Source organism: Bacillus sp. FSL W8-1202, from assembly GCF_038006165.1.
In the GTDB taxonomy this organism is placed as follows: domain Bacteria; phylum Bacillota; class Bacilli; order Bacillales; family Bacillaceae; genus Bacillus; species Bacillus subtilis.
In genome coordinates this window covers 2,312,525-2,324,318 of record NZ_JBBOUR010000001.1, presented here as the reverse complement: position 1 = coordinate 2,324,318, position 11,794 = coordinate 2,312,525, and the positions used below count along the sequence as shown (strand labels likewise).

Sequence of the window (11,794 nt, the reverse complement as noted above, 5' to 3'; positions counted from 1 at the left end):
CCTTCTACCATTTAAAGCATAAATTGATTAAAAACTTTTTCATGTGTTTTCTGCCCATATTGCTTTTTACATATAATATCTGCCTGTTTTTACGCTGATAGCAGTTATCATTTAAGGATTTTACAACACTCGTGTTATTTATATTATTACAATTTTACTGGAAAAAAGAATGTTTTTTCATGATGACAATTGGTTATAATTGATTTATAATGAAGCAATCAAAAGAAAAGCTTGCTATGAAAAAGAGTAGTACACATTTCACCTGTTTGAAGAGAGTCTGCGGTGCTGGGAGCAGATAACGGGCAATGTGGAATGGACTTTGGAGCAGCTGACCGAACTGGAAAAAAGTAGGCTCAGCCGGAGCAGTCTCCGTTACAAACGTCAGAGTGATTTCATTTTAATGGAATAATCAGGGTGGTACCACGGTTCATTCGTCCCTTTTTTACAGGGGAAGAATGAGCCTTTTTTATTATTTTTTAAGAAATGAGGTTGATGTTTTCATGAAACAAACGATTTTTTCAGGCATTCAGCCAAGCGGCTCAGTGACGCTCGGCAACTATATCGGTGCAATGAAGCAGTTTGTCGAACTGCAGCATGATTATAACAGCTATTTTTGCATCGTGGACCAGCATGCGATAACTGTTCCTCAAGACCGGCTTGAGCTTAGAAAGAATATCCGCAATCTCGCAGCGCTTTACTTAGCTGTCGGACTTGATCCAGAAAAAGCAACATTGTTTATTCAGTCAGAGGTCCCCGCGCATGCGCAGGCCGGATGGATGATGCAGTGTGTCGCATATATCGGCGAGCTTGAGCGGATGACTCAATTTAAGGACAAATCCAAAGGCAATGAAGCTGTCGTCTCCGGCCTGTTAACATATCCGCCGCTAATGGCCGCTGATATTCTGCTGTACGGAACGGATCTCGTGCCTGTCGGTGAGGATCAAAAGCAGCACCTTGAGCTGACGCGGAATCTCGCAGAACGCTTCAACAAAAAATACAACGACATCTTCACGATTCCGGAAGTGAAAATTCCAAAAGTCGGTGCACGCATCATGTCTCTGAATGATCCGCTGAAGAAGATGAGCAAATCTGATCCGAACCAGAAAGCTTATATTACCCTGCTGGATGAGCCGAAGCAGCTTGAAAAGAAAATCAAAAGCGCTGTAACGGATTCTGAAGGCATTGTCAAATTTGATAAGGAAAACAAACCGGGCGTTTCCAACCTTCTTACAATTTATTCAATCCTCGGCAATACGACAATTGAAGAGCTTGAAGCAAAGTACGAAGGAAAAGGCTACGGCGAGTTTAAAGGTGATTTGGCAGAAGTCGTGGTGAACGCATTAAAACCGATCCAGGACCGCTATTATGAGCTGATAGAATCTGAAGAATTAGACCGGATTCTTGATGAAGGCGCGGAACGGGCGAACCGGACAGCAAACAAAATGCTGAAAAAAATGGAGAATGCCATGGGTCTTGGAAGAAAAAGACGCTAATCAAAAAACCGCTCTTTGCAAAGAGCGGTTTTTTTCAGTTGACCTTTGATTCGTTTTCCATTTCCCAAAGCTTTTCGAAAAAAGGCTGTCCTTTTATTAGGTTTTCGCAAAAAGCTAGGTGCTTGTCCGACCAGCCTTCAATTGTTTCGTTATACAGCATGTCCCAAATCTCTTCAAAGCTCATCCTTTTGATTTGTTCATACATATGCGGATTCCACTCTGTGTACCAGTAACCAATTTCCGCCCGGTTTTTCAGCCCTTTTAATTGGTCAAGCGCCATAAACATCAGCTGCTTGATTTGCCGTTCTTTTCTTGTCAGTCCTCTGACATGTTCTGGTGCTAATGATAAGATGTGATATTCCTTGGAGGATTCCAGCTTCTTTGGCTCAAATTCATATGTTTCAGGCTCTACATCTTTTACCATTTCATAAACGAGCTGCTCCTGTCTTGGGATCAGACGGCTTTTTCTGACAGGGATCGTGTAGCCGATCGTGTCGACAGCTAAAATGCCGATTCCGTCTGTTACGACAAAACAATACTCAAGCTTTGTCCGCTCATGATTTTTCCGAATGTACGATTTCTGATGTACGTCTTCAAGCAAACCTTTCGGAAGCTCTGACAAATCGTTTTCTATGTAATGAAACAGTACTGACGGCACCCTTAACAGCGGCACCTGATCCAAAAGCTCAACCGTATCTTCCTTGCGCCATTCGTGAAAGTGGCATACATTGTAGCCATTTTCTTCCCCTTCAAACCAATTGACCCACACATCATGAAGAAATAACATCTCTAACCCCTCACTTTTATAAAAACTGTTGTCCACAGTATAGGCAAGGGATAGAGAAATTATTCCAAAGAGATTGAGGAAATCTGGAATCACTGGATTTATGTAAGAATCACAAAAAGCAGATCTCTTTGTATATTTTCTGACAAAAGGAGACCTGCTTTTTTTCTGATTTGGTGATATTTTATCACAGATATGATATTCATTTTTATTTAATATTTTTCGGATCAAGCGCATCCCGCAGGCCATCGCCGACAAAGTTGAAGCATAAAACGGTCATTAAAATAAATAGCCCGGGAAATAACGGGTACCACCATGCTTGAATCATTAATGTAAAGTTTTGAGCATCCTGAAGCATGTTTCCCCAGCTAGCGATTGGCGGCTGGATACCGAAACCCAAATAGCTTAGCGTTGATTCAGCTAGAATGACACTCCCTACTTTTAGAGTAGCGGAGACAATAATTGGTCCAATACAATTCGGTAATATATGCGAAAAAATAATTTTGTGATTTTTTGTGCCTATTGTTTTAGCAGCCAATACAAATTCCCTTGACCTTAGAGATAAAAACTCACCTCTGACTAGTCTCGCTGTTGTAGTCCAACCCGTCAAAGAAAAAATCAAAATTAACTTATCCATTCCGGGTTGAAAAATTGTAACCAAGGTAATAAGCAGAAAAATATCAGGAATAGATAAGACTACGTCGACAGCCCTCATTAATACAGCGTCTACTATTCCTTTAAAGTACCCTGCTACAGCTCCAACAACCGTACCTATAGTAATCGCACCAATTACTGAAGCAAAACCGACTAATAAAGACACACGAGCTCCATATAACACCCTTGTAAATATATCTCGCCCAAACTTATCCGTTCCCATTAGATTTTTAGGGCTTGGCGGCTTCAGTTTATTTAAAAGTGATTGACTCTCAGGTGAGTAAGGCGCAATAAAAGGGGCAAAGACTGCCATTAAAATAATAACTGTTAATATGATACCCCCAACAACAGCAAGCTTATTTTTGAAAAATTTCTCAAAAAAGATCCTAGTCATTGTTTCTGGTTTTTTTCTAATATTTTCTTTTAGCTTTACCTCATTAGAGGGAGCCGCAGTGTTTGGATGTGCCATATGTGTCTCCCCCTTTTAATATTCAATTCTCGGATCAACTAATGCATACAAAATATCTGCAATCAAGTTACCCAGTACAACCAAAACAGCAGAAATTACAGTCATGGCCATAATAACCGGATAATCTCGAGAGAATGCCGAATCAATAAATAACTTCCCTAATCCCGGCCAAGTAAAAATCTGTTCAACTACTACAGCACCGCCAATAAATGATGGAATCATCAATCCAAAAATTGTAATAACAGGAAGAAGTCCATTTCTCAAACCATGTTTGAAAATCACTTTATTTTCTTTAAATCCTTTGGCTCGAGCTGTTCTTATATAATCTTGCTTTAATACATCAAGCATACTTGATCTTGTATAACGAGTAATACCTGCCATATCCGCAGTTGCTAAAACAAATGCAGGCAAAATTAAATGATGGAGCCTGTCAAAAATGTTAAAGTCAGCGTTTAAAGTGCCGACACCTCCCGTAGGAAACCAGCCGAGATTTACGGAAAGAACCATTATAAGAATTAATCCGAACCAGAAATTTGGTATTGCCAGCCCTAAAAATGACGTGACAGTTATACCATAGTCAAGCTTAGAATAAGGGCGTTTTGCAGAAAGAACACCGAAAGGAATTGAAATCAGAAGAGCAACAAGAGTTGAAAAAACCATAAGCACCAGAGTATTCGGTAAACGTGAAAGGATTAGATCGGAAACTGGTGTCCCCTTTTTCACAATAGATGTCCCAAAGTCGCCTTGGAGCATGTTCCCAAGCCATTTTAAGTACTGAACAGGTTCTGGATCATTGAGTCCATACTTTTCAATAAATTTGGCTCTGTCAGCTTGGCTGATTGTCGGATCCATCATAAGTGACATCGGATCACCTGGCGCCGCTTTCATTATCGCAAATGATAAAATTGTAATGCCCAAAAGAATTGGCAGAGACATTAATGTTCGACGAACAATATATGTAACCATATTCTTGTCCCCTTTTCTAAAATAGGATAAAGAGGAAAGGATGCATAATCCTCACCTCTCTAGGGATTTAACTATTATTGTTCAAGCCACCATTTTTCAATATGATATAAGTCATTTTTCGGATGGAATACATATCCATGCATGTTTGTCGGAATTGCCCTATGATAATTGTAATAAAACAGGAATGAATAAGGCTGATCCTCAGCAATCAATTTATAGATTTCTTCGTATTTTTTCTGATATTCTTCTCTGTTTGTAATTGACTTTGCCTCAACTAAAAGTTTATCAACCTCAGGATTTTTGTACCAAATATTGTTCAATCCATTTTTAGACTGACTTGAATGGAAGATCGTGTATTGGTCAGGGAACGTAGCTAGACTCCATCCAAGCAACAATGCATCATAATCCCAATTTGGTGGATTTGTCTGTTCGATTAGAGCACTAAATTCCACAATTTGCGGTTTTGCTTCAATTCCTACTTCTTTAAGTTGCTGCTGAACAACAACTGCTAAATCCTCCCGAATCTTATTACCCTGGTTAGTTTTAATGGTAAATGAGAATTTTTTTCCGTCCTTATCAAGGTAACCGTCTCCATCTGTATCTTTCCATCCTGCTTCTCCCAAGAGCTTTTTAGCTTTTTTAGGATTGTAATCAAATGTAGGTACATCACCTTTTGGATAGTTCCAAGAAAGCGGACTTTCAGGAACGTTTGCAACTTTACCATCACCATTTAACACCTGATCTACCATTGCTTTTCGATCAAGCGCATACGTAAGAGCTTGGCGGACTTTTTTGTCTTTAAATAATTCGTTTTTTTCATTCCATCCAATATAGCTGTAGTTCAAACCAAGATCTGATTTAACTTGAACATTATCAAATGTTTTAACTGTCTCAATGTCTGTGCCCGGTACAACAAAGAAGTCAATATCCCCAGCTTTTAACTGAGCAACAGCGGCATTAGAATCAGGAATCGTCTTAACTGTCACTGTATCTAAATATGGTCTTCCGCCATAATAGTCATCATTTGCTTCAAGTTTTACATAATCGCCCTTCTTCCATTCAACAAACTTGAATGGACCCGAACCAATTGGATTCTTCCTGTTAAATTCATTTTCGCCTAAATCTGCAACTGGCACTTTCCCTAAAATGTGTTTAGGCAGAATACCGTAACTGCCTAAAACAACATTGTAAAAATACGCATCCTTTTTCTTTAATTTAAATTCAATTTCATAATCACCTTTTTTTGTAACAGATTTTAGTGATTCAAAACCAGAACCGCGTTCACCATTATAGTCCTTGTTTAAAGGGATGCTATAAGTGAAAACAACGTCATCGGCTGTAAGTTCTTTTCCATCATGGAATTTTACACCTTTTCTAATTTTGACATCATAAGTCAGGCCATCTTTGGATTCCGTTACTTTCTCAGCTAAAGCAGGTTTCACATTTAGTTTTTCATCCGTTTCTAATAATGTACTATAGATCATCCCTTCAATATCTGAACTGGAAACGTCTGTAGAATAGAGTGGATTAAACAACGTTGGCTCCCCAGTAGAACCAACAACCAAATCCCCGCCTTGCTGCGGTTTGCCTGCTGATTTTTTCTCGCTGCTGTTGCTCGATTTTGATCCCGAGCAGGCTGATAAAAAGATGGCCAGAACCATCAATACACTTAGCATCATCAGTGCGGTTTTCCGTCTTTTCATTAGATATTCCCCCTCTTGAAATGTTCGTTCTTCTCAGCTGTTGTTTATGTAGTGTGCATACCCCCTCTCAAAGCTGTGCGGGCAACATTAGCTATAAAGGTGACAAGCCACAAAGTGGCTGGGAGCAGCTTCTTTAAATTCTGGTATTTGTTCCTTGCATATCGGTTTTGCAACAGGACATCTTGTGTGGAATACGCAGCCTTTTGGCGGGTTGGCCGGACTAGGCAGTTCTCCCTTCAGGACAATGCGTTCACGTTTGACAGAACCTCTTTTTCTTGTAACCGGAACGGAGGATAAAAGCGCTTGGGTATATGGGTGAAGCGGGTTGTCATAAAGCTCATGCTTGCCGGTCAGTTCCATCATTTTGCCAAGATACATTACTCCGACTCTGTCGCTGATATGGCGGACGACACTCAGATCATGAGAGATAAATAGATACGTAAGATTAAATTCTTCCTGTAATTCCTCCATCAAGTTAATCACTTGGGCCTGAATGGATACATCAAGTGCGGAAACCGGCTCATCTGCAATGATCAGCTCTGGATTCAAAGTGAGTGCTCTGGCAATGCCGATCCGCTGGCGCTGGCCGCCGGAAAACTCATGGGGATAACGGCTGGCAAACGACGGGTGAAGCCCTACTCTTGCAAGCAGCTCTTCAACTTTTTCGTTTCGTTCACGAATGGTATACATGTTGTGCGTATTAAACGGCTCCTTTATGATGGAACGCAGGGTCTTTCTCGGGTTCAAAGAAGCAAATGGATCTTGGAAAACCATTTGAATATTTTTGCGGACACTCTTCCGCAGCTTCTCCTCTGACAGATTGGAAATATCCTGCCCTTTAAAAAGAATTTGGCCCTCTGTCGGTTTGTACAGTCTGATCATCGTTCTGCCGGCAGTCGATTTTCCGCAGCCCGACTCTCCAACGATTCCGAGTGTTTCTCCTTTTTTTAACGAAAATGAAACACCATCCACCGCTTTTACATCACCGACTTTTCTTTTAAAAAGGCCTGACCGGATCGGAAAGTATTTTTTTACGTCACGAAGCTCTAAGATTGTTTCTTGATTAGCTGCTGTCATGATTGTTCGGCACCCTCTTCCTCATATAAAAAGCATCTCACCGTTCTTCCGCTTTTGTGTGTCAAAAGCGAAGGCTGATTTGTCCAGCACTTATCCATAGCTTTCGGGCATCTTGGGGCAAAACGGCACCCCGGCGGCAGATTATCCGGTGTAGGCACACTGCCTTTAATCGCATTTAATTTATCAATCTCTCCATCTATAACAGGAATTGACGTAAGCAGGCCTTCTGTATACGGATGAAGCGGTTCTAAAAATAAGTCATCAACGGTAGCATTTTCTACGACTTGTCCGCAGTACATGACAATTACTCTATCGGCAGCTTCAGACACGACACCTAAGTCGTGTGTGATGAGAAGAATCGATGTATTGAACTTCTGACAGAGATCTTTCATGAGTTCCAGCACCTGGGCTTGTATTGTCACATCCAGCGCTGTCGTTGGTTCATCGGCAATGAGCAGTTTAGGATTACAGCTCAGTGCGATGGCAATCATCACCCTCTGTCTCATACCGCCGGACAGCCGATGCGGGTACTCCTTCATAATTTGCTCCGCCCGGGAGAAACCGACCATCTGCAAGAGTTCAACAGCTCGTTGACGGGCTTCTTTTTTCTTCATGTTTTTATGGTAAATCAGCACTTCGGTAATTTGTTCTCCGATTGTTAACACCGGATTAAGGGAGGTCATTGGTTCCTGAAAGATCATGGATACTTCGTTACCGCGGATTTTGCAATAATCGTTTTCAGTGAATGAGGTGAGGTCTTTGTCTTCGAGTTTAATAGAGCCGTCCATGATTTTTCCGCCTGAGCTTTGGACGAGGCCCATAATTGATAAAGAAGTAATGCTTTTTCCGGAGCCCGATTCACCTACAAGCGCGACGGTTTCGCCTTTGCTGATGTGAAAATCGACTCCGTCAACCGCAGGGATCGGCTCCTTTTTCCTGAAAAAATAAGTCTTTAAATTATTCACTTCTAAAAGTGTGCTCATGCTAGCTCCCCTTTCCCCCCTCTTGTTGTCAAACGTTTTCAAGAGAAAGCAATCCCTTTATTCAGAAATAATAAATAATATTGAATTATCGAAAAATTTTATAGTTGTATATTATTACAATCATTTTGCAAAATCAAGAATTTTTTAGGATAAATGTAATATTATTAATGAAATTCCATTATTTTATCCTTTTAAAGCATTGCATCCAAAAAGGTTTCAGCAGGAATGGACAGTCCGTCTGCGGCGCTTGCCTTGCTGGCGGTTAAATATTTTTTTACAATATTGAATCCAACTGCGTATCCAAGCATTTTTGGCTGATATCCTTTGCCGAATAACAGCTGGGGAAATAATCGATTATCCCGTTTGATATCCTGATGGGGCACAATCTTTTTTTCATATAAAGCCTGAAGCTGCTCCGGTGTATACCAAGTCGTCCACTCAGCCGTTTGACTTCGGCCGAACCTCTCATAAACAGCATATTCCGCCAGCCCTTCCATGATGATTGTATCAAGTAATGTGACATCCTTTTCCTCTTTTGTCAGATGACCTAACCGGCAAACGTGATGATACTCATGCGTCATAAGGGCAGATACCGACCCAAAATCTAAATCTGACGAAAGAAAAAGAAACATTTTGTCTTGAAAGGCGAGTCCTGATTTTGATCCGAATTCTAAACGGATTCTCCTGTTTCGTTCATCAACCGGCAGCGTGACAATTGGTACATCAGGACCTTGCCATTTGTTTTTGAGGTACTGTTCTTCCTTTTGGATATGTCCGTAAAAACCTTTTTCCTTCAGCTTGGAAACAGTCTGAATACCCTCTTTTATGTTTTTAAACATCCCATGATGCTGAAGATGCCCCAGAATGCCATTCCAGTTCTTTTTCTCCGCACCTGAAAAAAGCGGGATAATGTAATGCGCCAAATCATCTATTGAATCAGCCTTCCTGAGCCAGCTATATGTTTGTTCTACACTCATGTGATCGCCTCCTCTTTTAATCCTATGCACACAAAAAAAACCGGCTACCCTTTAAGGGCAGCCGGTTTGGCTTGATTATGATTGATATTTCTTAAAGATTAATGTTGCGTTGTGTCCGCCGAATCCTAATGAGTTGCTGAGAACATAATTAAGTTCCTGTCTGCGGGCTTCATCAGGCACATAATCCAAATCACATTCTTCGTCAGGTGTTTGAATATTGATTGTCGGCGGAATCACGCCTTCTTTAATGGCCAGGATAGAGAAAATGGCTTCAATACCGCCGGCTGCTCCTAAGAGGTGGCCTGTCATCGATTTTGTAGAGCTTACCGCAAGTTTATGCGCATGCTCGCCAAAAACGGTCTTAATCGCCATTGTTTCGTATTTGTCGTTGTAATACGTGCTTGTCCCGTGAGCATTGATGTAATCAATTTCTTCAGGTGCAATGCCTGCATCTTTAATGGCTTCTTGCATCGCTCTCGCTCCGCCTTCACCGTCTTGGGCCGGCGCTGTGATATGATAAGCGTCTCCGGTTGATCCGTAGCCGACAATTTCTCCGTAAATTTTAGCGCCGCGGGCCAGGGCATGCTCAAGTTCTTCAAGAACGATAATCCCTGCACCTTCCCCCATGACAAAGCCATCACGGTTTTTATCGAACGGGCGGCTCGCTGTTTTCGGATCTGGATTAGTAGACAGCGCTTTGTTGGCACTAAAGCCGGCGAATGACATTCTTGTCAGCGGCGCTTCTGTTCCGCCTGTGACCATCACGTCTGCATCACCGCGCTGAATAACCTTAAACGCGTCACCGATGGAGTTCGTTCCTGTAGCACATGCTGTAACCGTACAAGAGTTCACCCCTTTTGCTCCTAATGCAATAGAAATCTGGCCTGTCGCCATGTCAGGAATCATCATTGGCACGAAAAACGGGCTTACCCGTCTTGGGCCTTTTGTTAAGAAGATTTCAAATTGAGACTCTAGTGTTTCAAGTCCTCCGATACCGGAGCCTACCCAAACACCGACTCTCGGCGCGATCTCATCGGTAATGTTAAGATCTGCATCTTCAACCGCCATTTTCGCAGCCACAACCGCATATTGTGTAAAGCGGTCCATTTTTCTGGCTTCTTTTTTATCCATATAATCTTCAACATTAAAATCTTTTAATTCAGCGGCAACTTTTGCCGGATATTCTTCAGCGTCAACACGAGTGATCGGACCGATTCCGGACACACCGTTGATTGCGTTATTCCAACTTGTATCGACGTCGTTGCCAAGTGGAGATAATGCTCCAAGTCCTGTAACAACTACTCTTTTTTTAGTCATCTTGTGTGCACCTCACCTTTTTTTATCGGCCCCAGCGGATTGCAATGGCGCCCCATGTTAGTCCTCCGCCGAACCCTACCATAACGACCACATCGCCGTCTTTGATTTTACCGGCTTCCAATTCTTCTACAAGAGAGATCGGAATGGATGCGGCAGAAGTATTTCCATATTTATGAACGGTTTTAGACATCTTTTCGACAGGAAGCTCTAAACGCTCGCGAGCAGCTTCCATGATGCGGATGTTCGCCTGATGCGGAATCAAAAAGTCGACATCCTCTTTTGAAAGTCCGGCTTTTTCAATGACATTTACGCATGATTCTCCCATTTGGCGGACTGCAAATTTGAAAACTTCTCGTCCATTCATGATTGTATGTCGTTTTTCATTCAGATACAAGTGCTGACCGCCTGTGCCGTCGGCTCCTAGTTCAAATGAAAGGATTCCTCTGTCATCACTGACTGGCCCGACTACCGCAGCGCCTGCTCCGTCTCCAAACAGAACGGCTGTATTGCGGTCTTCCCAGTCGGTAATGCTTGAGAGCTTCTCTACACCGACAACTAGAACATGCTTGTAGGTTCCGGATTCAATAAATTGTTTACCGGTTACAACTCCGTACATGAAGCCCGCACAAGCCGCGCTGATATCCATAGCACACGCTTTCTTCGCGCCGAGCTGTTCTTGAATCATACAAGAGACCGTAGGAAATGACTGATCAGGTGTAACAGTTGCAACCAAGATCATATCCAGATCCTCAGCAGCCACTTCAGCTTGTTCTAGCGCATTTTTCGCTGCTGCAACAGCCATATGTGATGAAAACACATCATCTGCTGCGATTCTTCTTTCTTCTATTCCTGTTCTTGTACGAATCCACTCGTCAGAAGTTTCAACCATTTTTTCAAGATCATGATTTGTTAAAACCTTCTCAGGAATGTAACGTCCAACACCAAGTATTCCAGCTTTCATTAGGGAAGACTCCTTTATATCTTAAATTTAGAAGATCAATCAGGTTGTGATCAATTATTAGTATCAGGTACTAATTCTATCCTATTTTTTTTCACATGGCAATATATTCGTCTAAACTATCAGTTCATCTTACTCATAGAGTATGGTATATGGAAAGGAGGCGTATGCAGTTGGATGTGTTTTCAAGAATGATGTTCGGCGATGCAGCAAAACCAACAGAAGAGAAGGAGGAGGAACAGCAAGAGGAAGTTTCTCAGGTTTCTCAGACAAACGACGAAGAGACGATTAATTACATGCATATTATGGACCAAATCGGTTCAATTATGAACTCTCTTGATCAAATCAAGCCCGCTTTAAAGGAGCTTGCGCCCATGCTCTCCGCTATTAAAAAGAAAATCATGTGAAAAGCC

The 11,794-nt window shown here is 41.8% G+C and carries 11 protein-coding genes and 1 other annotated feature; of the genes, 2 read left to right on the top strand and 9 right to left on the bottom strand.

Annotated elements, in window-relative coordinates; translation table 11 throughout:
• The first annotated feature begins 227 nt into the window (after window positions 1-227).
• Window positions 228-442 (top strand) — a binding site (T-box leader).
• Window positions 443-500: 58 nt separating this feature from the next.
• Window positions 501-1,493, top strand: coding sequence for a tryptophan--tRNA ligase (trpS, locus tag NSQ09_RS12035; RefSeq protein WP_003245134.1), 993 nt, complete (start codon window positions 501-503; stop codon window positions 1,491-1,493).
• 34 nt (window positions 1,494-1,527) lie between these two features.
• On the opposite strand, the gene NSQ09_RS12030 is transcribed toward trpS, so the two are convergent.
• The 9 genes from NSQ09_RS12030 to fabH form a co-directional block, all read right to left on the bottom strand.
• A complete protein-coding gene (locus NSQ09_RS12030) occupies window positions 1,528-2,280 on the bottom strand; it encodes a YjbA family protein (RefSeq protein ID WP_003239298.1) in 753 nt (250 codons plus the stop codon).
• 205 nt (window positions 2,281-2,485) lie between these two features.
• Complete coding sequence (opp4C, locus tag NSQ09_RS12025; RefSeq protein WP_015383348.1) at window positions 2,486-3,400, bottom strand: oligopeptide ABC transporter permease; 915 nt, start codon at window positions 3,398-3,400, stop codon at window positions 2,486-2,488.
• A 15-nt stretch (window positions 3,401-3,415) separates the two neighbouring features.
• The gene (locus NSQ09_RS12020) at window positions 3,416-4,366 is read right to left on the bottom strand and encodes an ABC transporter permease (protein WP_015252362.1); all 951 of its coding nucleotides are present in this window, start codon (window positions 4,364-4,366) and stop codon (window positions 3,416-3,418) included.
• Between the two features lie 74 nt (window positions 4,367-4,440).
• On the bottom strand, window positions 4,441-6,069 hold the full coding sequence (locus tag NSQ09_RS12015) for a peptide-binding protein (RefSeq protein WP_174223345.1): 1,629 nt from the start codon (window positions 6,067-6,069) through the stop codon (window positions 4,441-4,443).
• 87 nt (window positions 6,070-6,156) lie between these two features.
• Complete coding sequence (appF, locus tag NSQ09_RS12010; RefSeq protein ID WP_069837428.1) at window positions 6,157-7,146, bottom strand: oligopeptide ABC transporter ATP-binding protein AppF; 990 nt, start codon at window positions 7,144-7,146, stop codon at window positions 6,157-6,159.
• Entirely contained in the window at window positions 7,143-8,129 is a 987-nt protein-coding gene (gene appD / locus NSQ09_RS12005; protein ID WP_003232965.1) for an oligopeptide ABC transporter ATP-binding protein AppD, read from the bottom strand. Before appD ends, appF begins: the two co-directional genes overlap by 4 nt.
• Before the next feature lie 191 nt (window positions 8,130-8,320).
• Window positions 8,321-9,106 carry a DUF2268 domain-containing protein gene (locus NSQ09_RS12000; protein ID WP_129137580.1) on the bottom strand — a complete coding sequence of 262 codons (786 nt, stop codon included), beginning with the start codon at window positions 9,104-9,106 and terminating at the stop codon, window positions 8,321-8,323.
• Window positions 9,107-9,181: 75 nt separating this feature from the next.
• Window positions 9,182-10,423 (bottom strand): beta-ketoacyl-ACP synthase II, encoded by a 1,242-nt coding sequence (gene fabF, locus NSQ09_RS11995; protein ID WP_003244890.1) that lies wholly within the window; start codon window positions 10,421-10,423, stop codon window positions 9,182-9,184.
• Window positions 10,424-10,445: 22 nt separating this feature from the next.
• Entirely contained in the window at window positions 10,446-11,384 is a 939-nt protein-coding gene (gene fabH / locus NSQ09_RS11990) for a beta-ketoacyl-ACP synthase III (protein ID WP_003232971.1), read from the bottom strand.
• Window positions 11,385-11,548: 164 nt separating this feature from the next.
• Between fabH and yjzB the strand changes: the two genes are divergently transcribed.
• Window positions 11,549-11,788: a spore coat protein YjzB gene (gene yjzB, locus NSQ09_RS11985; RefSeq protein WP_003232972.1), complete on the top strand. Its 240-nt coding sequence runs from the start codon at window positions 11,549-11,551 to the stop codon at window positions 11,786-11,788.
• Window positions 11,789-11,794: the final 6 nt, after the last annotated feature.